This is a genomic window from Sorangium sp. So ce394 (genome assembly GCF_051474665.1).
Classification (GTDB): domain Bacteria; phylum Myxococcota_A; class Polyangia; order Polyangiales; family Polyangiaceae; genus Sorangium; species Sorangium cellulosum_D.
In genome coordinates, this window is sequence record NZ_CP150339.1 from 12177129 (window position 1) to 12200413 (window position 23285).

Genomic DNA, 23285 nt, shown 5'->3' on the forward strand with positions numbered 1-23285 from the left:
GCGAATCGCCACCGCACAGCGATATCCCGCCCCCCGCCGGGCAGGGCGCACGGAAGTGCCCCACGCGGGTGGGCGTGTTCTGCCCCTTGCGCGGCAAATTGCCCCTACCGCCCGGAAGGTGGCTCCTGTCGACACTGCCTACGCCGCGGACAGCGGCCCGCGCGCGGCGCGACTCCATCGTCGAGCCCGCTCCATCGCAAAGCAGGACAGCGTGGCACGGGCGCTGCAAATCCTGCGGGGCTGAGCGCCGAGGACCGCGGTGGACGGCCCGAGGACGCATCCGGGGGCGGGCGAGAAGAAGGAGAAGCTGCCATGAACCTGACGGAAAGCTGGATTGGCGACAAGCCCTTGGTCCCGCCTTGCGGCCTGTTCGGCAAAGGCCAGCATATCGTCCTGGCCGAAGACGACGACGACATGCGCTCCACGCTCGCGCTGGCGCTCCGCCGCGACGGGTTCGAGGTCTCCGAGGCGCGCAACGGCCTCGAGCTGCTCGACAAGGTGGCGCCCTGGCTCGGTGGCAAAGAGCCCCCAGAGCCGATCGACGTGATCGTCAGCGACATCCAGATGCCCTGCTTCTCGGGGATGGAGATCCTGGAGGGCCTCGCCGAGCTGAGGCGCCGGCCGCCGGTCATCCTGATCACGGCCTTCGGCGATCCGCACCTCCACGCGGCCGCGCGCAGCCTGGGCGCCTCCGCGGTCTTCGAGAAGCCGTTCGAGCTGGATGATCTCCGCAGCGTCCTGTTCAACCTGAAGGACGCCCCCGGCTTCGACGGCGGCTACTGACGCCGCCGACGAGGTGCGCCGCCGGACGCCCGCGGTCGCCCTGCGCGCGCACCCGGACGGCCGCGCGTCGCCGCACGGCCGCGCGTCGCCGGACGCCGCTCAGCCGTCCGGACGCGGGAGCGGCGTCGCCTCGGCCCAGCGCGCGACGCAGATCCGCTCCTCCTCGGTCATCTCCAGCATGCTCGCCACCACGCCGTCCAGGTGGCGCCGGGCCTCCGCAGGCAGGCCCGCGTTCGCCGGGCCGAGCTCCCGCCCGAGCGCGTCGAGCGCGCCGATCAGGTCGGCGCGCGCCGGCGGGGGCGCCGGGATCGCCCGCAGGTGCGCGATCTTCACCTGCGGCATGCCCTCGCGCGCGTCCCGGTGTCGGGTGTAATGCCACCAGCGCACAGGAGAGGAGTTGAGGTAGCAGAGCAGCGCGAACTCGCTCCACGTGGCGTCGCAGAAGCCGGCCAGGATCGAGTTGCGGAACGGCAGGCCGTCGCTCAGCGCGACGATCGGGTAGCGGGCGGTCTGGCGGATGAGCAGCCGCACCGCCTTCCAGTCCTCGTCCTTGCGAAAGCGGCCCTTCACGCCCGCGCGATCGACGTGGTGGCGCGGCGCGCGCGCGATGAGCTCGCCGACGTCGGTGCCCTCGCGGATGGGGCAGGTGTACGGCGGCACGGGGACATCCGCGCGCCGGATGCGCTCGGCGTCCTCGGCGGTCGTCTGGAAGCCGCGCTCCCCGAACAGCGCGGCCGGCAGCGGGCGGAGCGCGCCGAGCCGATCGAGGAGCCGCCGGGACACGCCGTCGAGATCGGAGCGCGCGAGCGGCCAGGGAGCCGTCGCCGCGGGCCGGGGCGACGCGGGCGGGAGGCGGGTCGAGAGGAGGCCCATGCACGGCTGGAACACGCCCTCGAACGCGTCGCTGCCGAAGCTCGGGAGATCGGGGTCGACGGCGCAGAGCGCGTCGTGCGCGCGCCGCGTGGGGCCGTAGCCATCGAGGTCCGACACCGAGGTGGGGATGACGAGGCCGAGCCGCCCGCCCGGCCGGAGCAGCGACGCGGCCCGGTGCACGAACAGACCGTGCAGCGAGCGGTAGCCGTGGAAGGCCGGGTTCCTCCGGAGATAGAGGTTGAAGACCTCGGGCGCGATCGGCTGCGCGGCCCGGCCGACGTACGCGACCCAGGGCGGGTTGCCGATCACGGCGTCGAAGCCGGGCTCCGGGCGATCGAAGGCGGCGGGGAACGCGAGCTCCCAGTGCAGGAACCGGCGCTCCTCGGCGATGCGGCGCGACAGCGCCGCCCGCGGGTCGGCCGGATCGCGCGCCGCGGCCATGTAGCGCGCGAACGTGGCCGGCCCCGGCGCCAGGGCCGCGAGCTCGCCCTCGGACGGCCAGAACCACAGGGCCATCCAGGCGTCGAGCGCCGCCTCATCGGCGTCCCCGTCGCGCTCCGGCGCGTCGCGCGTCGCCCCCGCGGCGCGCGCCAGCTCCTCGCGCGCCGCTCCCTCGGCAAGCGCCGGCGCGTCGCGCGCCGCCCCCTCGGCGCGCGCCAGCTCCTCGGCGCGCGCCAGCTCCTCGCGCGTGGCCCCCTCGGCGAGCGCCGGCGTCCGGCGCGCTGGAGCCCGCCGCGACAGGGCCCGCCGGCCGCTGCGCTCCACGGCGGCGTCCGCGGGCCCGCCGCGCGACCACGCCGCGGCCGGGAAGGCGCCGACGTCCGCGCGCTCGGCGCCGATGAGGCTGTCGCCGCAGCGGAGCTTCGCGTCGACGAAGCTCGGCGGAACGCGCGCGTCCTGCACGACGAGCCAGAGGGAGATCCGGGCGAGATCGACCGCGAGCGGGTCGAGGTCGACGCCGTACAGGCAACGCTCGGCCACGAGCGCCATCCCGCGGCGGAGCGGCGGCTCCTCCGGGGCGAGCCCCGGCGTCGCGCCGGCGCGCTGCCAGGCGGCGACGAGGTGCGCGGCGAGCTGACGGCACGCCTCCACCAGGAACGCGCCAGAGCCCATCGCGGGATCGCACACCGCGAGCGAGAGGATCTCCTCCGGCGCCGACGGGCGGCCGGCCCTCGCGAGCAGCGGCGACAGCGTGCGCTCGACGACGTGGCGCGTGATGTCCCGCGGCGTGTAGTAGGAGCCGGCGCGCCGCCGGAGCTGCCCGGGTTGGAGGTAGAGCGTGCCCCGCGCGATCCGGCCCGGCTGCCGCGGGGAAGCGCGGCGCGCGAGCGCCTGCGACAGCTCGGCCACGCTGCCCGCCGCGGCCACGCCGGCGGCGAGGCGCGCGCCGAGCCTGAGGTCCGCCGCCTCCTCGAGCCGCGCGAGCCGCTCGCCGCCCGGGAGGGCGAGGAGCGCCTCCAGGTCGACGACCACGTGGGACGGCAGGAGCGCCATCGACTCGCCCTCGGCCAGCTCGAGATCGAAGGCGATCAGGCCCTCGTAGAGCGTGCCGATGTGCTCGACCTCGAGCTCGGCGTAGCGCACCGGCGCGCCGTCGTGCACGAGGAGCGCGGCGAGCACGCGGTGGAGCGCGCCATCGCTGAGCCAGGGTCGACCGTCCAGCAGGGGGTGCGCGCCGGGGTCGCAGAGGCCGCCGCGCGCGCCCGCGGGGCCGCGGCCCTCGAGCGCGCGGGAGAGCGCCGCGACGCGGGCCCACGCGCCGTGGCGGTGCTCGAGGTCGCCGCCCCCCCGCCGCTCCGCCTCCAGCTCCTCGAAGAGCCGCGTGAGCGGCGCGCCGCCGTCGGGCGCGCCGCCGTCGGGCGCGCCGGCGAGCAGGCCGCGCGCCTCGGCGTAGAGGAGGAGGATGAGCCGCATCATCGCGGTCACGAGGCCGGCGTGGAGCCGCCGTCGCCCTGCGGCGGAGCCGCCCGAGGCCGCGTCCCCGCCCTGCCGGTCGGCCGACTGGAAGCCGCGGAGGAGCTCGCCGAGCGCGCCCTGCGCCTGCTCGCGGAGCTGCCTGGCCACGCCGTCGGCCGGCGGATCGGGCGGCCGGAGGCGCTCGCCGAGCGCGCCGGCCTCGATCGCGCGGTCGGTCTGGAGATCGTGCGACGCGCCCGACGCGCGCGACGCGGGAGGGTCGACCCGTTCACGGTCGCAGCGCGGGGAGGCGCCGAGCTGAGGGCATTCCGAGGACACGCGGGATCCGCACGAGCATTGCGGATAGGACGGGGTGCAGGCAAGAGCCCCGGCGCCGGGGCGCGCCCGGCCGCGGCGGCGGCCCGGCCGAGCGCCCGCGCCGCCGGGGAGTCCCTCCTCGCCCGGAGGTCCTCGCCAAGCACGCTTTACCGGGATGCGCGTGAAAGCATTTCCGGCGCAGCGCCGCGCGGGGGGTACGGTTCGTGCCGTGTGTCGTCGAATGAAGCCCGAGACGATCGAACGACACGCACTCGCTCATTCACGCAAAGCACACCCTGGCGGCGCGGCGCGGCGCGGCGCCTTGCTCGCCGCGATCCTGCTCGGGATCCCGGCCTGTTACGGCGCCGGAGAGGCGCCGGAACAGGAGGCCACCGGCGCGGTGAGCGCGGGCCTCGACCTCTTTTCCGGCATTCCCCAGGACGGCGTCGTCCTCGGGGATCCGAACGCGCCGATCACGCTTGTCGAGTTCTCCGATCTTCGATGCTCCCATTGCCGGGATTACGCGCTCGAGGTCCTGCCCGTGATCCTCGATCGTCACGTGCGCACGAGCCAGGTGAAGCTCGTGTTCCGGAACCTCACGTTCCTCGGGCCGGGCTCCGTGCAGGCCGCGCGCATGGCCGCGGCGGTCGGAGCGCAGGATCGGCTCTGGGAGTTCGTCGACCGCTTCTTCCGGATCCAGGCGCGCGAGCGCCCGCCGATCACGGACGAGCTCCTGCTGCGCATCGCCTCCGAGCTGCCGGGCGTCGACGCCGCGCGGGCGATGGCGCAGCGCGACAGCGGGGAGGTCGCGCAGCAGCTCGAGGCCGCGCGGGCCGAGGCCGCGCGCCTCCAGGTCCACGGCGTGCCGGCGCTGTTCCTGAGCCGCCAGGGCGAGGGGCTCCGCCGGCTCCGCCTCACCTCGATGTCGCCGGAGCCGATCTCCCGCGCGATCGAGCAGCTCCTGCGCGCGCCGCGCCCGCGCGGGTGAGCGCGGCGGCGCGGCGGCGCGGCGATCAGAGCCGCGCGGCGGCCGCAACATGGACCGGCCCCGCGCGCGGTTTTTGGTACGCTCGCGCGGGGATGACCGCCTCGCCGCTCGTGTTCCCTCCCCGCCCCCCCTCGCTGCACGGCCGCCGGCGCGAGCTCGCGACGCTCCTCTCGACCGTGCGCGCCTCGCGCCCGACGCGCCTCGCGCTCGTCGGCACGGGCGGCAGCGGCAAGTCGACGCTCGCCTGCGCGCTCGGGCACAAGCTCGCGGCCGAGCTCCCCGGCGGGATCCACTGGTTCCGGGTCGGCGCCTGGGACGCGCGCACGCTGCTCGGGATGCTGTCGCTCCGCTTCGGGGCCGGGCCGTCGCCCTCGCTGCCGGCGCTGCGGCGCCGCCTGCGCGCGCTCGGGGAGATGCTCATCGTGCTCGACAACCACGAGCACGACCGCGCCGTCGCCGAGCTGCTCGACGACCTCCGCGGCGAGGCGGTGACGTGGGTCATCACGGCGCGGCGCTGCCTCGTGGCCGGCGTCTCGATCTTCCCGGTCATCGCGCCGCTCGTGACCTCGGGGCAGAGCCCCTTCCCCGCGGTCGCCTCGCTGACCCGCCTGCTCCGCTGGAACCCGGTCTCCCTGGAGCTCGCCGACGCCATCGTCGCGAGCGGCGCGGCCGACGTCGACGAGCTCCACCGCTGGCTCGTGGCGGGCGGCGTCGACCGCGTGCAGGTCATCGATCACGAGGACGACCTCCCCGAGGTCGGCCTGCTCGTCGCCTGGATCTTCCGCGAGCTCTCGCCGGCGGCGCGGCGGATGCTCGCGGTGCTCTCGCACTCGAACGGCGACCACATCGACGAGGCCTCGCTCGCGACGCTGGCGCGGGCGGGGCGGAGCGCCGGGGACGCGCTCGCGTCGCTCCGCCGCTTCCGGCTCGTGCAGGAGCCGCTCGCGGGCCGCTTCGCGCTGCACGCGACCGTGCGCCACGCCGCGCTGAAGCGCACGCAGTTCGACCAGCGCCGCTTCTTCGAGCACTACGTGGGGCTCCTCGAGCGCTCGCCGGAGCGGCTCGACCTCGAGCAGACCCACCTGTTCGCGGCCATGGACTACGCGCACGACACCGGGAGCGTCGCGGCCGCGATCCGCGTGAACGAGCTGCTCTCGCGCCTCTCGCTCTGACCGCCGCCCTCCCGCCGGCGGCGGCGGTCAGCGCGGCCCCCCCACGTGCTCGCAGCAGAGCTCGACGAGGCGCTTCAGCACCCACTGCCCCGCCGGCCCCAGCACGAGCGCCGGCCGGTGGACCACGGCCAGCGACAGGAGGTGCTCGTCTTCCCCCCACGCCTCCGGCCGGAGGCGAACCAGGCGTCCGGTCCTGAGATCCTCGCGGATCATGTGCTCTGGCAGGTTGCCCCACCCGAGACCCGCGCAAAGGAGCTCTCGCTTGGTCTGGAGATCCACGACGCGCCAGGTGCGCGGCGACAGCACGGCCTGCTCCGGCGAGCGCGCCCCGCCGCGCTCGCTCAGCACGATCTGCACGTGCTCGCGCAGCTGATCGGTGGCGACGCGCCCTTCGCGCCGCTGGGCGGCCGCGAGCGGGTGCGCCTCGCCGACGACGGGCACCATGCGCACCGAGGTGAGGTGCCGGCGCTCGAGGCCCTGCGCCGCCGCCGCCGGGCCCACGACCCCGAGCTGGCAGGTCCCGTCGAGGACCCGATCGGCGACGGCGGACATGGTCTCGGTGTGCACGACGAGCTCCACGGTGGGGTAGACGCGGGCGAACTCGACGCAGAGATCGACGAGCGCGGAGAGCGGAAAGACCGCGTCGACGCACAGCGAGACGAGCGGGTCGAGGCCGCCGGCGAGCCGCTGCGCCGCGCTGCTGAGCGCGTCCGCGTCGGCGCACACCCGCCGCGCGGCGCCGAGCAGGACGCGGCCGTGCTCCGTGAGCGCCGGGATCCGGGTCGATCGGTCCCAGAGGACGACCCCGAGCTGGCCCTCCAGGTTGGCCATCGCGTGGCTCACGGCCGACTGGACGCGGCGGAGCTTCCTGGCCGCGGCCGAGAAGCTGCCCTCGTCGGCGACCGCGATGAACGTGCGCAGCTGGTCGAGCGTGATGGAGTCGTGCACGGCGCGCGACCATGCCACGGCCCGCCGCGCGTCGCTCGACGTCGCGCCGGCCGCCTCTCGCCGGCCTCCGGCCGCGGGCCTCCCGCCCCGGTGCGCTCGACAAAAACAGCGCGGCGGCCGGGACAGGCGAGGAGCGTCTTTTCAAGGGGTCTACCCTCCGGCCGGCCGCGCGGCCCGCGGGCGGGTAGACCCCTTTTTTCTACGCTCCTCGCCTGCCCCGGCCGCCGGCGCGCGCTCGATCAAGCTCGATCGAGCGCGCTCGTCACGGCCTTTCGCCCGCCGACGACGCCGATCAGAGCGGCGGGTTGGCGTTCTTCACGCACTCCACGAAGTACTCGTGGAACCAGAAGCCCGCCTCCGGCGCGCGCTGGTCTGCGTCCTCGTAGCCGCAGAACAGGTCGTAGCGCTCGGCGTTCTTGTCCGCGGTGCCGTCGGAGTCACCCGGCGGCTTGACCCAGTAGAAGGCGTCGAGGCGCGTCGCGCCGCCCGGGTTGGCCCGGGGCCGCTCGCCCATGCCGGCGCCGATGTTGTTGCACCAGTAGCCCCAGTCCGCCCGGATGTTGCCGACGCCGTTGCGGCTCGTGTCGATGATGAAGTGCTTGTCCCCGAGGCCTTCAGCAGCCAGCGCCGTGCCCATGGCGTTGACATAGTCGTACTCGCCGAAGCAGGGGTTGCTCTGCTGATCGTAGCTCTCCGAGGTGTACTTGAGCTGCGTGTAGTTCGCGACGTTGGTCGCGAAGCCGCGGACGCCGGCCGGGTTGCCGGCGGCCTTGATGACGTCGGCGAAGATCTTGGCGCCCTTCTTCTGGTTGTCAGGCCACCCGAGCCAGCCCGAGTGCGCCGCGTCGATGTACTGGTACACGTGCGACATGTTGAGCTTCTGGAGCGCGTACGCGACGTTCTCCCGGTAGGCCGTCTCCGTCTCCGGGGTGCAGTCCTTCTTGCCCAGGTTCGTCGCGAGGTTGGGGAGCGAGTCGGGCTCGATGATCGCGACGATGCGCTGGTTCGGACGCGCGGCGAGGATCGCGGCGATCCGATCGATGAACTCTTCCCTGTACCGCTGGACACCGCCGTTCTCGACCCGGAGCTCGCCGTTCGAGGCCTCGGCGAAGCAATCGCGGTTCGGCAGGTCGTACACGACGATGACCGGAACGACCGGCTCGCAGATCTGGTTCTGGAGCGCGAGCGCGGCGTCGAGGTGCCCCTCGAGGCGGTCGACCGCCGCGATCCGGTCGAGCCAGAACGCGGTCGGGATCTGCTGGACCTTCTTCATCTTCTCGACGAGGGCCGTGTCCGTCGTCTTGTCGATCGACGACTGGACCTTCGCGACGTACTCCGGGTCCACGAACAGCGTGCCACCCTCGAACGGGTTGCCGTTCGGCGCCGAGATGTCGACCGTTCCGGTGCAGTTGCCGCCCGAGGCCGTCGTGCTCGTGCTGGTGGGGCTGCCCGCGCCGGTGCCGCCCGCCGGGGAGCCCGCGCCGGTGCCGCCCGCCGGGGAGCCCGCGCCGGTGCCGCCCGCCGGGGAGCCCGCGCCGGTGCCGCCCGCCGGGGAGCCCGCGCCGGTGCCGCCCGCGGGGGTGCCAGCGCCCGCGCCGCCCTCTCCGTCGTTGCCCCCGCCGTTGTCACCCGAGCACGCCGCGAAGGCGGCGGTCGCGAGGAGGACCGCAACCCACTTTGCCGTCCCGAGCTGATGCGAATTCCTTCTCAGCATATTAAGCCTTTCACCTACTTCTGAAGAAACCAGGCAAATCCAACATATCGAAAAATGGCGGGGCGAATCTAGACCAACAGTTTCGCTGGGGCAAGAACAAACGACGGCTTTGCCATGTCCGCGTCTTCTCATCGTAAGTCTGCCGCGCGGTCCCTTTTTTCACAGCGAATAGAAATGTCCGTCGCCTCGCGACGCTCGACGCGCTCCGGCGCGCGTCACGAGCGCGTCACAGCCGCGTTCAACAGCGGCCCGCACGCTGCGTTTCACGGGAGAACACGCTGCGAGAGGATCGACGCCGGCGCAACGCAGCGCGCAATCGTCGAGACAGGGGGCGTGCGGCGGCTGCGTCCAGAAGTGACATAGCAGACGAGCAGAACTGTTTCGGGTTGATTTCCAAGTGCATCATCGACTGTGGTCTCACCGCTCTCTGAGGCGACGTGCCCAGATCAGGCGGAGAGTCGGACGTGCGGTGACGCAGGGAGGCACCGGGGCACGCGCTGCGCCGGGCGGCGCGTCCTGCCGTGATCGTGGGGAGTGCAGCGCTCGCCCGCGGCGCGCCCCAAACCGCGATCCATCGCCGCGCCGTCGCGGGGCGGCTTCTGGCCGGTCGTCGCCGATCGGTTAGGCTTCGGTCCCCCCTGCCCCGCAGAGCCCGCCATGCGCTTCCTCGTCGTCTCGCTGATCCTCATCGCCGTCCTCGGCCCCCTGGGCGTGTACGTGCACCGGCGCGCCTCCGGCCTGCTCGGCCTGGGCCCGCGCGGCCGGCGCGCGCTCGCCGGCCTGCTCGCCGCCGCCGTGCTGGCGATGATCTCCGCGCGGCTCTGGCGGGGCGCGCTGCCCGACGGCGTGGTCCGCGGGACGGTGCTCCTGAGCAACATCCTCTCGCTCACCGTCCTGCTCTCCGCGGTGCTGCTCGGCATCGTGGACCTCGGTCGGCTGATCGCGCGGCTCGCGCGCGCCGCGCTCACGCGCGCCAGAGCGGCGGCGCGCGCCGCCGACGCGGCGGACGGCCCCGCGGACGCGGCGCCCCGCCCTGGCGAGGACGCGGAGCGCACCGAGGCCGGCGGCGCGGGCGAGCCGCTCCCGCCCCGCGCCGCGCCGCTCCCGCCCCGCGCCGCGCCGCTCCCGCTGCTGCCGGCCGCTCCGCCGGCGCTCCCGCGCCGCGCCTTCCTCGCCAACGGGGCCGCCGGCTCGGCCTTCCTCATCGGGGGCGGCAGCGCGGTGTATGGCGCGCTCGTCGGGCGGCACGACTACGTCATTGAAGAGGTCGCGATTCCGATACCGGGCTTGCCGCGCAGCCTCGACGGCTTCTCCATCGTGCAGCTGTCGGACATCCACCTCGGGCTGTTCGTGGGCGAGCCGGAGATGCGCGCCGCCGAGGATCTCGTGCGCAAGGCGCGCGCAGATCTCATCGTGATGACGGGCGATCTCATCGATTTCGATCCTCGGTATGCCGAGCACCTCGGGCGGCTCACCCGGCGGCTCGGCCCGCTCGCCCGGGAGGGGGTCGCGGCGATCCCGGGCAACCATGATCACTTCGCCGGCATCGACGCCGCGCTCGACGCGCTGGAGCGCGGCGGCGCCCGCGTGCTGAGCAACCGGGGGCGCGTCGTCGGAGGGGCCGGCGGCGCGTTCGCGCTGCTCGGCGTCGACGACGTGTGGGCGCGAGGGCGCGTGCCCGGCGGCGGCCCCGACCTCGGCCGGGCGCTCGCCGACGTGCCCCGCGACCTGCCGCGCGTCTTGCTCTGCCACAACCCGGTGTTCTTCCCGGACGCCGCCGGCGAGGTGGCCTTGCAGCTCAGCGGCCACACCCACGGCGGCCAGGTCAACCTGCTCGTCCGGCCCGCCGACCTGGTGCTCCCCCACGGCTATGTCGCCGGGCTCTACCAGCGCGGCGGCTCGCACCTCTACATCAACCGAGGCTTCGGCACCGCCGGCCCGCCGGCGCGCATCGGCGCGCCCCCCGAGGTGAGCCGCATCGTGCTCGTCTCCGCCTGACGCGGCGCCGCGCTCCCGTCGCTGAGCCCGCCTGTCGCGCGCCGCCCGCGCGCGGCCCAGAGCGCGGCGATCTCCGGGCGCTCGCGCCCCGCCGAAGGTTCTCGATGTATTTCGGGATAAGGCACCTTCTCCGGTTCTTGATCCTCGCGCCGCGGGTGTTCAGGTTCTGAGGCGCGATGAGCGCCACGAGCCGACGAGCGCTGACGAGCCGACGAGCGCTGCCGAGCCGGGGCCCGCGACGGGCGGTCACCCTGCGAGGGCTCGCGATCCTCGCCTTCGCCGGCGGGTGCGCGGCCGCGCCGCTCGCGCCGGTGGGCCGCAGCGAGGCCCCCGTCGACCCGCCGGAGGACGCGCCCGCCCCCGCGCCCGAGCCCCCGCCGCCCGCGGAGGAGGCTGCGCTCGTCGCGCTCGACGTTCCCGGCTTCGGGCCCGCGGTGGTCGTGCCGCCGCGCGGCGAGGGGCCGCGGCCGGTGCTCGTCGTCGCCCACGGCGCGGGCGATCGGCCCGAGTGGCACTGCGAGATCTGGCGCGCGATGGTGCGGGGGGCCGGGTTCGTGCTCTGCCCGCGCGGCAAGCCCATCGACGCCCGCATGCCGGACGGCGGCCGGATCTTCTATTACCCGGACCACTACGCGCTGAGCCGCGAGGTCGCCGCGGCGGTCTCGGCGCTGTCGAGCCGCTTCGGGGACCGGGTGGATCTCCGCGACCCGATCTACGCGGGGTTCTCGCAGGGCGCGATCATGGGCGCGCTGCTCTTGCCCGGGCACCCCGCGCGCTTCGCGCGGGCGGCGCTGATCGAGGGCGGCTACGGCGGCTTCGGCGAGTGGACGCTGGGCACCGCGCGGCGCTTTCGCAGCGGCGGCGGGGCGCGGGTGCTGCTCGCGTGCGGGCGGGCCGACTGCGCGGCGCAGGCGCGCAAGACGCAGGCGACGCTCGAGCGCGGCGGCGTCGCCGCGCGCGTCCTGCACGCCGAGGGCGCCGGCCACAGCTATGGCGGCCGGATGGAGCGCGCGCTCCACGAGGCGTACCCGTGGGTCGTCGAGGGCGATCCCCGCTGGCTCGATGGCCCCGCGTCCTCGGCGCGCGGCGAGGCCGCCCCCTCGCCGGGCGCGGCCGTGTCGTCGCCTGGCGAGGGCTTGCCCCAGCCGGGCGCGGCCGGCGCCCCATCAGGCGGACGCGGCGGCGAGGCTGCGCGCCCGCTCGGCCAGCCCCTGCACGACCGAGTGGAAGCTCCGCAGCTGCCGCACCTTGCCCTGGCCGAACCGCCGCTCGATGCCGCGCCGGAGGGCCGGCACCCTGGCGGTCCCGCCCGTGCAGCACACGACGTCGACCCCGTCGAACGACAGGCCGGCGTCCTGCACCGTCTGGTCGAGCGCCCGTAGGACCGCGTCGATCTGCCGCTCGCTCCCGGCCTCGAACTCTTCGCGGGCGATGCGCTCGCGGAGGTGCATGGACGGGTAATCGAAGCGGAACTCCGCGACCGCCTCGCTGGACAGCGCGCACTTGCTGCGCTCGATCTCCTCGAACACGCGGAACGCCAGCGAGTCTTCCACCAGGCAGAGCAGGTTGTCCATGCGCTGCCGGTCCTCGGCCCCGAGCGACCACGCCTTCACGTCGCGGAGGAAGGCGAGCACGTCGCGGTGCTGGAGCACCGTCATGTCGGCCGGGGAGCAGAGCTTCTCGACGATGGGCCGGGGCATGGTCAGCTGGTTCGAGCCGAGCGGGACGCGGTAGGTGACCTCGGCGCCGAAGTGGCGGGCGATCTTGTGGCGCATGAGGCTGCCGTCGAGCGCGTCCCCGGCGATGGAGACGCCGCCGAGCGAGAGCACGTCGGACGGCGCGAACCCCTCCGGCCGCATCCTGACGATCGTGTAATCGGACGTCCCGCCGCCGAAGTCGGCGACGAGGACGACGGCGCCGCGGTCGAGCTCCAGGTGGAAGTCGTGCGCGGCGGCGACCGGCTCGGGGCAGAAGAAGACCTCGCGAAAGCCGGCGATCCGCGCCGCCCGCTCGAGCCGCTCCTCGGCGAGGCGGTCGTCCGCCGGGTCGGTCGAGAACTTCGCCGGCCTGCCCAGCACGACGCGGCCGACGTCCGCGTCGAAGTGGCGGTTCGCCCGGTCGCGCATCTCCCGCAGGAAGCGGCCGATCAGGTCCTCGATGGTGACGACCCGGTGCCCGATCTGCGTGCCGGAGAAGCTCCGGTCGGGCAGGTATTTCTTGATCGATCGGATGAAGCGGCCCTGCATGCCGTTCGCGACGAAGTCGCCGATCGCCGCCGCCCCGCAGGAGAACCGCTGTTGCCCGAAGAAGAGCAGGCTGCGGAGGACGGTCGGGTCGGCCGCCGCGTCGTCGAGCGGGATGGGCGGGCAGGTCGCCTCCGCGCTGGCCGCCGAGAGCAGCGAGTTGGAGGTACCGAAATCGACGGCATACACCTCGGGCCTGAATCGTGCGGACATGATCTCGCCTCCTCGTGGGGTGCTTCGCGGGCCCGCGGATCTCGCCGATTCGACCGCCTATTTACAAGCTGTCGAATGCATGAGAGAATGCTGGCGGGCTCGCGGGATGACCGGATTTCGCCGCCCCACCCCGGCGAGCGCGGCGGTCAGGACACGCGCGTCACCCGCCGCAGCGCCACGCCGAGCGCGACGAGCGCCATCAGCGTCGGCAGCGCGACCACGCCGACGTCGATCCACCCGAGCCAGTCGCTCGGCTCGAGCCCGAGCGCGGGGATCGGCAGCGCGAACGCGTTGTAGGCCGCGGCGCCGAGCGCGAGGGCGCCGCACGAGAGGAACAGCCACCGGAGCGCCGAGAGGAGCCCCTTGCCGAGGCGCTCCATGGCCGGCCCGCTCCGCCAGCGCCCGATGACGACCCGGATCGTGCCGGCGAGCGCGACGAGCGAGAGCGCCCCCGCGACGCCCCCGGCGATGAGGATCTCGGTCTCGCTGAGCGCCCGCCGCTCGGTGATGCCGTAGACCATGCGCAGGACCATCGCCGCGCTCGTGAAGACCGCCGCGCCCGCGGCGAGGCTCACCGCGAAGGCGAGGAGCAGCGCGACCGGCCGGGCGCGCCGCGCCCTGCGCGTCACGTCGTCCGCCGTCTGCCCCTGGGCGTTCGGGATGACCACGGTCGCGATCTCGTCGTTCGGGGCGCCCTCGGTCACGGCCGTGGCGAGCGCGCGCGCCGGCCCCAACGGGTCCTGCATGTCGAAGTCCGCGAGCAGGCGATCGAGCTCCTGCGCGGACGGCGGCCGATCCTCGCGCGTCCGGGCCATGGCGCGCTGGACCAGCGCCTCGAGCCCCTCCGGGATGTTCTTGTCGATGTCGCGCGGGCGCCGCGGGTCCTCGGTGAGCAGGCGGATCATGGTCCGGGCCGGCTCCTCCTCGGGGAAGGGGCGCTCGCCGGTGAGCATGCGGTACAGCACCGCGCCGACCGCGTAGATGTCCGCGCGGGAGTCGACCTCGGCCGAGCCTCGCGCCTGCTCCGGCGCCATGTACTGCGGCGTGCCGACCACCGAGCCCGTGCGGGTGAGATCGGCGCCGTCGAGCACCTTAGCCACCCCGAAATCGAGGATCTTCACGTGGATGCTGCCCCCCTCGCGCCGGACGAGGAACAGGTTCGACGGCTTGAGATCGCGGTGGACGACGCCGGCGGCGTGGGCCGCGGCGAGGCCCCGGCAGACCTGGCGCGAGATGGTGATGGCGGTCGGGAGCGGCAGCTTGCCGACCTGATCGAGGAGGCTGCCGAGGTCCTCGCCCTTGAGCAGCTCGGTCACCATGCACGGGCGCCCGTCCTTGAGGCGCACCACGTCCACGACGTCGATCACGTGCTCGTTGCCGACGCGCGCGATCGTCTGCGCCTCGCGCTCGAAGCGCGCCATCGCCTCGCGGTGGCTGGCGAAGTGCTCGTGCGGCACCTTGACGGCGAAGCGCTTCGGCAGGCGGATGTGCTCGGCGACGTAGACGCGGCCCATGCCGCCCGCGCCGATCACGCCGGTGATGCAGAAGCTCCCCGCGAGCAGCTCGCCGACCATCGGGTCGGTCGCGGTGACGCCCTGGAGCTCCAGCGTGGTCGCGTCGATGGGGCAGACGAGGAAGTCGAGCGGGTACCGGACGCCGCACGCGGGGCAGCGTCGGGTGGGTCTCTCCGGGGGTGCCTGCCGCGCCTGGTCCGGGTCGGCGTGCCTGGCTAGCTCGACCATCGACCGGCAGTCTAGACGAGAAGCAGGCCCCGGCGCGACGGATCGGCCACGACGGACGTGCCGCGCGGCGCTGGCCGACCGCGCCGGGGCCGCGCGGCGCCTTCCGGCTCACGCGCGCTTTTCCAGCCTCGCCAGGCGATTTCCAGCCTCGCGCGGCGCCTTCCGGCCTACACGCCGCCTTCCAGCCTCGCAGGGCGCCTTCCGGCCTACATGCCGCCTTCCAGCCCCGCGCGGCGCCCGCCGGCGTCAGGCGGGGATGGCCTGGAGGTCTTCCCGGCCCCAGTGGCGGTGCCGTCGGATGGCGTCGATGAACGACGCGACGAAGCTCGCGCCGCCCGAGCGCGTGACCACGCCGGATCGCGCCCCGTCGATGCCGCGCGCGCAGGAGCTCGATCCCGGGCACGACGTTCTGTGCGCAGAAGGCGACCTGCTCCGTCTCCGCGAAGAAGGTGGTCGGGTTGCGGTGGAGCACGAGCTCGCCGACGCTCTTCACCGGGATGACCTCCTCCGGGACGAGCTTCGTCGCGTCGAGGCGGTCGAAGCCCAGCGTGCCCGCCTGTTCTTCCTCGATGATCTGGACGCCGAGCTCGTACTCGGGATGGTCGCCCGTCTCGATGGCCTCCCAGAGGTCGCGGCGGTGGAAGTCCGGGTCCTTGCCCGCGAGCTTCTGCGCCTCGTCCCAGACCAGCGAGTGGACGCCGAGGAGCGGCTTCCAGTGGAGCTTGGCCGCGTGCACCACGTCCGGGAACTTGATGCCGTCTTGAATGAAGAAGACGGGCATGTTGTTGCCGACGAGATCGAAATTCCCCTCCTGCGTGTAGAACTTCACGGCGAAGCCGCGCACGTCGCGCACCGTGTCCGCGGAGCCGCGCGAGCCGGCGACGGTGGAGAACCGCACGAACACCGGGGTCTTGATCGACGGGTCCTGGAGGAACCTGGCCTTCGTGTACCTCGTGGTGAGGTGCATGCCCTCGGGGCGGGACCGCACGGCTCCAAGGGCCTTTACTTGTCGTCCTGGTCGCTTCCTGGAACACGGACACTCATGGAGAGAAACCATACGTGGCCTGTCGGGGCCAGCGATGAGGGGAATTGCCACAAGAACGGCGGAGTTGAGGGACGCGCGGGTCTGGCACCCCGCCCATGCGGGGCGCCTCGGTGCGGGCGCGTCCAGCACGGTCGTGTGCTGGCACGTGGAGGCGCGGCGAGGCTGGCCGGGAGGCGAGCCCGTCCAGGCGACTGCGGCCCCAGGAGAAAATTGGATGGCCGGCGCACGCCGCTGGCGTAGGCTAGATAACAAGTGTCCCCTCGTCCCCAGTGGGTGACAGCCGCCGGGAGGTCGGACCTTCCAAGGCCGAGGCAAGCAGCCTCTTCCTGTTCCCGAGGTGCGTTTCCCCGTCGCTCGATTGCGTTTCCCCGTCGCTCGATAAGGAGAACAGCATGAAGGACCACGCGACCCACCACGAGCATGCGCACGATCACGGCCAGGCGTGCGGACACCAGGCGATACGTCACGGTGACCACGTCGACTACCTGCACGACGGCCACCTGCATCACCGGCATGGCGATCATGTCGACGAGCACGTCCTCTCGGTGGACGACGACAATCCTGCGCAGTGTACCCCGAGCCATGCGTGCTCAGGGCATGACGTGAAGCACGAGCACGGCGATGGGTGCGGGCACCCCGCGGTCCCTCACGGAGATCACGTGGACTTCCTCGTCGACGGCCACTTGCACCACCCGCACGGCGGGCACTGCGACCATCACGGCAGCGTCCAGCTGATGGCGTAGCGCTCAAGCCAGGGCGTCGAGCGTCAGGACGACGCGCGGCGACGCTCCGGGCGGCGACCGGCGCACCGCGCCGCGGTCCCGGTTGCCTGGCCAGGCCTCGCCCTTGAGCAGCCCGACGTCGAACGGAGCCATCCGGCGGAGGCGCGCGCCGGCGCGCAGCACCCCCGAGACCTCGTCGGGGACGCCGTTCGAGCGGTGTCCGAGCCGGTCCCGCCGGACGTCCGCGTGCTCTGCCCACTCGGTCCCCGGCCCGACATAGGTGGTCACCAGGCGGACGGTCACCATGTCGGCGTGGAGACGAGGGCACATGGGCTTGTCGAGCCGCGCGAGCCGCACGCCGATCCGCGGGCGGCCGGTGAGATCCGCGAAGAGCGAGACCAAGCCGCGCACGTCGTCGAGGAAGGCGTCACGCCCGGAAGCGTGAGGCGCTCCGGCAGCCAGCGCCGCGACGTCCGGCGCGCTGATGTCACGGGAGGCGCCTTTGATGCAACCAAGTTGCATCAGTACTCCGGGTGATGTAGTAGCTCTACGTCCGGCATGTCCTGGGGTCCGCTGCCGCGGGCCCGGGCCGCGGCTTGCCGCCGAGCGACGATAAGGAGATCACCGCGTGCGCGATATCATCAAGCTCGTCTCGTCTGCGGGGACTGGCTACTGCTACTACACGACCAAGAACAAACGGACGATGATGGAGAAGATGCAGATGAAGAAGTACGATCCCGTCGCCCGCAAGCACGTGGTCTTCACGGAGGGGAAGATCTCGAAGGGGGGCGGCAAGTAAACGAGACGCCGGAGCTCGTCACGGGCGCGTGAGGGGCCCTGATGGCCCTCGGCAGCGCAGCGCCTCGGCCGCGAAGCGCCTCGGCAGCGCGCGCGGACGCGAGCCCGCCACCCACGGCCGCCATCCCCGAAGACGCAGCTGTCCAGGTACTCTCCACCGCGCAGGAGCCGCCGCGTTCGTCGGGCGAGCCGGGCGCCCTGAGCCGCGGGCGCACCGGCCGGGCGGCCAGCTCGCGGTGAGCTCCAGGGCCCTCGCCGTAATCCGCGGAGGGCTCCTGCGTCTGCACCGGTCGACAGAGAGGTGATCATGTCGACCGCATCCGTCTCCGTTCCCGCCCCCCACGACACCGATGGGGCCGCCGTCCGCCGCATCGACCTGCCCGTCGAGGGCATGACCTGCGCCGCCTGCGTCCGGCGCATCGAGCGCGCCTTGCTCGCCACGGGCGGCGTCAGCGGCGCGAAGGTCAACCTCGTGACCCGCACGGCCACGGTCACCTTCGACCCGGCCGCCGCGTCCGAAAGCGCGCTCGTCGCCGCCATCGAGGACGCGGGCTACAGCGTCCCGGAGCGCGCCGCCCCGCCGGACAGCGCCGCCGCCGCCCCGGTCGGCCGGGCAGCCGCCGCCGAGGAGAGCCTCGACGGCGAGCGGCGCGCCCTCTCCCGCGACTTCGCGATATCGCTCGCCCTCTCGGTCCCGCTGCTCGTCCTCGGCATGTCGCACGGCCGCATCCCGGGCGCCGACGGCGCGGGCGGCCGGCTCGTCCAGCTCGCCCTCGCGACCGCCGTGATGGTCGGCCCCGGGCGCAGGTTCTTCCGGCTCGCCTGGGCCGCGCTCCGGCACCGCGCGGCCGACATGAACACCCTCGTGGCCCTCGGGACCGGCGCCGCGTGGGTCTACTCGGCGATCGCGGTCGTCGCGCCGCAGCTCTTCCCCCACGCCGAGCACGGCGCGCGGCCGCACGTCTACTTCGAGGCGGCCGGGGCCATCATCACCTTCGTCCTGCTCGGCAAGCTCCTCGAGACGCGCGCCCGCAAGCGGCTCACCGACGCGGTGCGCGGGCTCGTCGCGCTCCAGCCGAAGACGGCGCGGCGCCTGCGCGCCGATCGGGAAGAGGAGATCCCGGCCGCGGCGCTCTCGCCCGGCGATCTCGTCCGCGTCCGTCCGGGAGAGCGGATGCCGAGCGACGGCGAGGTCGTCTCGGGCGCCTCGGCGGTCGACGAGTCGATGCTCACGGGCGAGAGCCTCCCCGTCGACAAGAGCGCCGGCGCGGCCGTGTTCGGCGGCACGCTGAACCAGAGCGGGCAGCTCACGGTGCGGATCACGAAGACCGGCGCCGACACCGCGCTCGCCCGCATCGTCGAGGCGGTCGAGCAGGCGCAAGGCTCGAAGGCGCCCGTCGCGCGCCTCGCCGACACCGTGAGCGGCATCTTCGTCCCGGTGGTCCTCGGCATCGCCGCGCTCGCGTTCGTCGCCTGGGTCGCGGCGGATCCGAGCGCGGCGGGGCTCGCCGCCGCGGTCGAGCGGTTCGTCGCCGTCCTCGTGATCGCCTGCCCCTGCGCCCTGGGCCTCGCGACGCCCGCCGCCGTGGCCGTGGGCACCGGCCGCGGCGCCGAGCTCGGCGTGCTCGTGAAGGGCGGCGCAGCGCTCGAGGCCGCGAGCCGCGTCGACACCGTCCTCGTGGACAAGACGGGCACGCTCACCGCCGGGCGGCCGCAGCTCGCCGCGGTGAAGGCGCTGGCGGACGTCCCGGAGGACGAGCTCCTGCGCCTCGTCGGGTCGGCGGAGCTCGGCAGCGAGCACCCGGTCGCGAAGGCGCTCGTCGAGGGCGCGCGCGCCCGGGGCCTCCCGCTCGCGGCGCCCGCGGCCTTCCGCGCCGACGCCGGCCGCGGCGTGGTCGCCCGCGTCGACGGGCGGGAGGTGCGCATCGGCACGGCGCGGTACCTCGCCGAGCTCGGGATCGACGCCGCGCCGCTCGAGGAGCTCGCCGAGGGCCTCGCGCGGCACGGGAACACCCCGTCGTTCGTCGCCGTCGACGGCCGCCTCGCCGGCCTCGTCGCGGTCGCCGACCTGCCGACCCCCGAGGCCAAGGAGGCCATCGCCGCGCTGCACCGGCTCGGCGTGCGGGTCGCGATGGTGACCGGCGACCGCGGGGCGACCGCGCGCGCGGCGGCGCGAGAGCTCGGGATCGACGAGGTGCTCGCCGAGGTCCGCCCCGAGGACAAGGCCCGCGTCGTGCGCGAGGAGCGGGAGCGCGGGCGCGTCGTCGCGATGGTCGGCGACGGCATCAACGACGCGCCGGCCCTCGCCGGCGCCCACGTGGGGATCGCGGTCGCGAGCGGCACCGACATCGCGGTCGCCGCGGCCGACGTCGCGCTGCTGCGCGGCGGCATCGCGGCGCTGCCCACCGCGCTGGGGCTCGCGCGCGCGACGCTGCGGACCATCCGCCAGAACCTCTTCTGGGCGTTCGTCTACAACGTGGTCGGCATCCCGATCGCGGCCGGCGCGCTGTACCCGCTGACCGGCTGGCTCCTGTCGCCGGTCCTCGCGAGCGCGGCCATGAGCCTGTCGAGCGTCTCGGTGCTCCTCAGCTCCCTGCGGCTGCGGCGGTTCGGGCGCGCGGGCTGACCTCCGCGCTCGACCGGGCGGCCTGGTCGCTCGGTCGGGCGCAGGTAACCGTACAGGTCACATCGAATCCATCGTCCCTGTCGAATCCCGTCCGCCCAGGCCCGCTCCGAGCAGCGGCCTGTGAGCCGCTCACCGCATGGGCGAGCAGGATGACACGAGAGCAGTCGCGACATCGTAGGCCCGTTCAGCCTCCTTCCGAGCCGCGGTTACGGAGCGCTCCGACATGAAAAATCTGGCCAGTCCGACATGAGGGGTCTGGCCAGCTCGACAAGTCTGTCGACTCGGCGGCCGGGCTCATGTCAGGCGCACACGACATGAGATCACGAATCGTCGAGAAGCATCATCGGAATCAAGGAGGGACACATGACCCACAAGGGAATCACGCCGAGCAAGACTTTCGTGGACACGGCCGCCCATGCCCAGAGCTGCCAGTCGATCTGCGTCCAGACGATCCAGCACTGCCTCCAGATGGGCGGCTCCCACGTGGAGCCTTCGCACCTGCGGCTCATGCAGGATTGCGCCGAGATCTGCGAGACGACCGGGACGATGCTGCTGCGCAGCTCGCCGCAGCACAACCAGGTCACGGCCGCGTGCGCGAGCATCTGCGAGCTCTGCGCTCAGAGCTGTGACCGGTTCACGGGCGACGCGCAGATGAAGGCCTGCGCCGACGAGTGCCGCCGCTGCGCCGCCGCGTGCCAGCAGGTCGCGCAGATGCGGCCGGGCGGGGCGGCCGGCGGACACCACAGCGTCCCCTGAGCCAGCCGTCGCGCCGCCGGGGGCCGGTACCTCGGGAGGCGGGCGCGGCCGCCACTCTTCCGGATACCATTCCGCTCGCCACGCCCTCATCTGCTCGATCTCCCGCTGCTGCGCCTTTCATAGCTTCCGCCTGTTTCGCCGGCGAAGGCCGCTCCGGTGTGGCCCAACGGGGTACCCTCCGGGACCAGTCCACCGGTACGTCATCGACGCCGAACGCGACGTGCTGCGTTGCCTTCGCGCGCTCCAAAGCTCTGTACGAGGGGCAGGAAGAGCTCGTCCACGATGGACTGGATGCGTGCGGGCTTCAGCGGCTTGAGATCCATGAGCAGGTCGTGTCGCACGAGGTCGTACGGCAGGGCGAGCACGGCGGAGGGAATGCGCTCGAGGTTGACCTCACCGCGGTCGTGGGCGCGTTGGTAGAGGATGCGGACACGCCGCTTCTGGGTGTCCATGACCTTGTCGCGCATCTGCGAGGGGGTCAGGCCGGTGCCGGCCAGCAACCCCGAGAAGGCGGCGGCTGCGGCGATGGCGAAGAAGCCGGCGAGGGCGTCGCTCAGGGCCGTCAGGTGGGCGAGCAGGTCGCTGCGCAGGGCGCCGGTGTCGGGGACCGCGACCGGGTTTGCGTCTCGGCGGTGCTGGATGGCGGCGAACACCAGCTCGTCCTTGTTCGCCCAACGACGGTACAGGACCGCGATCCCCGTGCGAGCGCGTGCGGCGACCGATTCCATGGTCAGGTTCGCGAAGCCGACCTGGACCAGCTCCTCCCAGGTCGCGTCGAGCAGATCGGCCTCGAGCCGCTGGCCGCGCCGTCTACGGCGCACTTGCCTCTGCGTTCCCGTCGTCATGGGCCTGACCATTTAGAGAATTTTTCATTTCTTATCAACGCCGCGGATGATAAGAGATCCATCGCTCTCTTCAACCGGAGACGGACGATGACGGATCCCGAGATGTGCGCAGCGCTGATCGTCGGCGCCGGCCCGACCGGGCTGACGCTGGCCTGCGAGCTCGCCCGCAGCGGCGTGTCCTTCCGCCTGATCGAGGCCGCCCCCGGCCCGCGGCCCGGCTCGCGCGGCAAGGGCATCCAGCCGCGCACGCTCGAGGTCTTCGACGATCTCGGCATCGTCGATCGCGTGATCGCCCACGGCCGGATGGCGATGCCGATCCTCTCCACGGCACCCGACGGCCGGGTGACGCTGGGCGGCGCCATCCCCGAGACGTTGAAGGGTCGCTCCGACATCCCCTATCCGGCGAGCCTGATCACGCCCCAATGGCGCACCGAGGAAGCGCTGCGGCTGCGGCTGGCGGAGCTCGGCGGCGCGGTCGAATTCGGTGCTGCGCTCGCGAGCTTCGAGCAGTCCGACGAAGGCGTGTCGGCGGTCGTTGTCAAAGGCGGTGCGACGGAGACGGTCGCCGCGCGCTGGCTGGTCGGCTGCGACGGCGGCCACAGCATCGTCCGCAAGCAGGCCGGCATCGCGTTCGAGGGCGAGACCCGCGAGGAAGTGCGGATGATCGTCGCCGACGTCGACGTCGACGGCCTCGACCGCGACGCCTGGCGCATCTGGTGGCATGAGGAGGGCGCCCTCAGCCTCTGCCCGCTGCCCTCGACCGACGCCTTCCAATTCGGGGCCGCCGTCGCGCCGCGACAGGACCCCGAGCTCAGCCTCGCCAACATGCGGGCGATCCTCGAGCGGCGGAGCGGCCGCACCGACCTCCGGCTCCACGAGCCGACGTGGTCGTCGCTGTGGCGCGCGAACGTCCGCCTCGTCGACAGATATCGCGAGGGTCGCGTGTTCCTCGCCGGCGACGCGGCGCACATCCACGCGCCCGCCGGCGGCCAGGGAATGAACACAGGCATCCAGGACGCGCACAACCTCGGCTGGAAGCTGGCGGCGGTCGCGAAGGGCGCCTCGCCGGCATTGCTCGACAGCTACGAGGCCGAGCGGCGACCGATCGCAGCCGGCGTGCTCGCGCTCTCGAACACGCGCCTCCAGCAGGTGCTCGAGCGGAACGACGTCGCCACCCGCCGCGATCCGAGCATCACCCAGCTCGACATCCACTACCGCGGCTCTTCCCTGGTGCGCGACGACCGCGACGAGACGGCCCTGCTCCGCGCCGGCGACCGCGCCCCCGATGCGACGAAGCTGACCACGGTGGAAGGTGAACGCCGGCTGTTCGAGCTGACGCGCGGCGGGCGCTTCACGTTGCTGAGCTTCGGGCCCGCGCCTGCGATCGGCGCCTCAGCCTCCGGCCTGAGGACGCTCCATGTCGTCGGACAGCCGGCGGGCCCCGACGACGTCGCCGACACCGCTGGCCATCTCGCCCACGCCTACGGCGCGACGGAGCGCACCGTCGTGCTCATCCGCCCCGACGGCTACGTCGCCCTGATCTCCGACGCCGGCGACGCCTCGGCGGTCTCGGACCATCTCGCCGCGTTCAGCTGAGCGTTGCGA

Annotated in this window: 16 protein-coding genes and 1 pseudogene; 9 read left to right on the plus strand and 8 right to left on the minus strand. The window is 73.5% G+C overall.

Annotation, left to right across the window (positions count from 1 at the left end):
• Positions 1–312 precede the first annotated feature (312 nt).
• Complete coding sequence (locus tag WMF33_RS45060) at positions 313–783, plus strand: response regulator (protein ID WP_061629380.1); 471 nt, start codon at positions 313–315, stop codon at positions 781–783.
• A 99-nt stretch (positions 784–882) separates the two neighbouring features.
• On the opposite strand, the gene WMF33_RS45065 is transcribed toward WMF33_RS45060, so the two are convergent.
• Positions 883–3891, minus strand: a complete 3009-nt coding sequence (locus WMF33_RS45065; RefSeq protein WP_437334348.1) for an Eco57I restriction-modification methylase domain-containing protein — start codon at positions 3889–3891, stop codon at positions 883–885.
• A 301-nt stretch (positions 3892–4192) separates the two neighbouring features.
• On the opposite strand from WMF33_RS45065, the gene WMF33_RS45070 reads away from it, so the two are divergent.
• Both WMF33_RS45070 and WMF33_RS45075 read left to right on the plus strand, forming a co-directional pair.
• The gene (locus tag WMF33_RS45070) at positions 4193–4858 is read left to right on the plus strand and encodes a DsbA family protein (protein WP_437334349.1); all 666 of its coding nucleotides are present in this window, start codon (positions 4193–4195) and stop codon (positions 4856–4858) included.
• Positions 4859–4950: 92 nt separating this feature from the next.
• Positions 4951–6030: a hypothetical protein gene (locus tag WMF33_RS45075; protein ID WP_061621872.1), complete on the plus strand. Its 1080-nt coding sequence runs from the start codon at positions 4951–4953 to the stop codon at positions 6028–6030.
• Positions 6031–6057: 27 nt separating this feature from the next.
• On the opposite strand, the gene WMF33_RS45080 is transcribed toward WMF33_RS45075, so the two are convergent.
• Positions 6058–6978, minus strand: a complete 921-nt coding sequence (locus WMF33_RS45080; RefSeq protein ID WP_437334350.1) for a LysR family transcriptional regulator — start codon at positions 6976–6978, stop codon at positions 6058–6060.
• 292 nt (positions 6979–7270) lie between these two features.
• Positions 7271–8692, minus strand: a complete 1422-nt coding sequence (locus WMF33_RS45085; RefSeq protein ID WP_437334351.1) for a glycoside hydrolase family 6 protein — start codon at positions 8690–8692, stop codon at positions 7271–7273.
• Between the two features lie 657 nt (positions 8693–9349).
• Here WMF33_RS45085 and WMF33_RS45090 point away from each other — a divergent pair.
• Entirely contained in the window at positions 9350–10690 is a 1341-nt protein-coding gene (locus WMF33_RS45090) for a metallophosphoesterase (RefSeq protein ID WP_437334352.1), read from the plus strand.
• 1166 nt (positions 10691–11856) lie between these two features.
• Here the strand turns inward: WMF33_RS45090 and WMF33_RS45095 are convergent.
• The 3 genes and pseudogenes from WMF33_RS45095 to WMF33_RS45105 all read right to left on the minus strand — a co-directional run.
• Positions 11857–13146 (minus strand): Hsp70 family protein, encoded by a 1290-nt coding sequence (locus tag WMF33_RS45095; RefSeq protein WP_437334353.1) that lies wholly within the window; start codon positions 13144–13146, stop codon positions 11857–11859.
• 146 nt (positions 13147–13292) lie between these two features.
• Positions 13293–14888 (minus strand): serine/threonine-protein kinase, encoded by a 1596-nt coding sequence (locus tag WMF33_RS45100; RefSeq protein WP_437334354.1) that lies wholly within the window; start codon positions 14886–14888, stop codon positions 13293–13295.
• A gap of 388 nt (positions 14889–15276) precedes the next feature.
• Positions 15277–15906: pseudogene (locus WMF33_RS45105) on the minus strand (catalase); the annotation flags it as partial.
• 419 nt (positions 15907–16325) lie between these two features.
• Here WMF33_RS45105 and WMF33_RS45110 point away from each other — a divergent pair.
• Positions 16326–16676 carry a hypothetical protein gene (locus tag WMF33_RS45110; RefSeq protein ID WP_437334355.1) on the plus strand — a complete coding sequence of 117 codons (351 nt, stop codon included), beginning with the start codon at positions 16326–16328 and terminating at the stop codon, positions 16674–16676.
• Between the two features lie 3 nt (positions 16677–16679).
• On the opposite strand, the gene WMF33_RS45115 is transcribed toward WMF33_RS45110, so the two are convergent.
• On the minus strand, positions 16680–17177 hold the full coding sequence (locus WMF33_RS45115) for a DUF1826 domain-containing protein (RefSeq protein WP_437334356.1): 498 nt from the start codon (positions 17175–17177) through the stop codon (positions 16680–16682).
• Positions 17178–17283: 106 nt separating this feature from the next.
• Here WMF33_RS45115 and rpmG point away from each other — a divergent pair, with 106 nt between their 5' ends.
• From rpmG to WMF33_RS45130, 3 genes are all read left to right on the plus strand, one after another.
• Positions 17284–17454, plus strand: a complete 171-nt coding sequence (gene rpmG, locus WMF33_RS45120) for a 50S ribosomal protein L33 (protein WP_437334357.1) — start codon at positions 17284–17286, stop codon at positions 17452–17454.
• A gap of 306 nt (positions 17455–17760) precedes the next feature.
• Complete coding sequence (locus WMF33_RS45125) at positions 17761–20079, plus strand: heavy metal translocating P-type ATPase (RefSeq protein ID WP_437334358.1); 2319 nt, start codon at positions 17761–17763, stop codon at positions 20077–20079.
• Positions 20080–20442: 363 nt separating this feature from the next.
• Positions 20443–20835, plus strand: a complete 393-nt coding sequence (locus WMF33_RS45130; RefSeq protein WP_437334359.1) for a four-helix bundle copper-binding protein — start codon at positions 20443–20445, stop codon at positions 20833–20835.
• Positions 20836–21035: 200 nt separating this feature from the next.
• Here WMF33_RS45130 and WMF33_RS45135 read toward each other — a convergent pair whose 3' ends face one another.
• Positions 21036–21680, minus strand: coding sequence for a TetR/AcrR family transcriptional regulator (locus WMF33_RS45135; protein WP_437334360.1), 645 nt, complete (start codon positions 21678–21680; stop codon positions 21036–21038).
• A gap of 87 nt (positions 21681–21767) precedes the next feature.
• Between WMF33_RS45135 and WMF33_RS45140 the strand changes: the two genes are divergently transcribed.
• Complete coding sequence (locus tag WMF33_RS45140; protein ID WP_437339578.1) at positions 21768–23276, plus strand: FAD-dependent oxidoreductase; 1509 nt, start codon at positions 21768–21770, stop codon at positions 23274–23276.
• The last annotated feature ends 9 nt before the right edge of the window (positions 23277–23285 follow it).

What these genes read in the sequence shown, in the direction of transcription:
- WMF33_RS45075 (WP_061621872.1), top strand. Translation starts at nt 4,951, where the DNA reads ATGACCGCCTCGCCGCTCGTGTTCCCTCCCCGCCCCCCCTCGCTGCAC.
- WMF33_RS45085 (WP_437334351.1), bottom strand. Translation starts at nt 8,692, where the DNA reads ATGCTGAGAAGGAATTCGCATCAGCTCGGGACGGCAAAGTGGGTTGCG.
- WMF33_RS45100 (WP_437334354.1), bottom strand. Translation starts at nt 14,888, where the DNA reads ATGGTCGAGCTAGCCAGGCACGCCGACCCGGACCAGGCGCGGCAGGCA.
- WMF33_RS45095 (WP_437334353.1), bottom strand. Translation starts at nt 13,146, where the DNA reads ATGTCCGCACGATTCAGGCCCGAGGTGTATGCCGTCGATTTCGGTACC.
- WMF33_RS45135 (WP_437334360.1), bottom strand. Translation starts at nt 21,680, where the DNA reads ATGACGACGGGAACGCAGAGGCAAGTGCGCCGTAGACGGCGCGGCCAG.
- WMF33_RS45110 (WP_437334355.1), top strand. Translation starts at nt 16,326, where the DNA reads ATGAAGGACCACGCGACCCACCACGAGCATGCGCACGATCACGGCCAG.
- WMF33_RS45125 (WP_437334358.1), top strand. Translation starts at nt 17,761, where the DNA reads ATGTCGACCGCATCCGTCTCCGTTCCCGCCCCCCACGACACCGATGGG.
- WMF33_RS45060 (WP_061629380.1), top strand. Translation starts at nt 313, where the DNA reads ATGAACCTGACGGAAAGCTGGATTGGCGACAAGCCCTTGGTCCCGCCT.
- WMF33_RS45130 (WP_437334359.1), top strand. Translation starts at nt 20,443, where the DNA reads ATGACCCACAAGGGAATCACGCCGAGCAAGACTTTCGTGGACACGGCC.
- WMF33_RS45115 (WP_437334356.1), bottom strand. Translation starts at nt 17,177, where the DNA reads ATGCAACTTGGTTGCATCAAAGGCGCCTCCCGTGACATCAGCGCGCCG.
- WMF33_RS45140 (WP_437339578.1), top strand. Translation starts at nt 21,768, where the DNA reads ATGACGGATCCCGAGATGTGCGCAGCGCTGATCGTCGGCGCCGGCCCG.
- WMF33_RS45090 (WP_437334352.1), top strand. Translation starts at nt 9,350, where the DNA reads ATGCGCTTCCTCGTCGTCTCGCTGATCCTCATCGCCGTCCTCGGCCCC.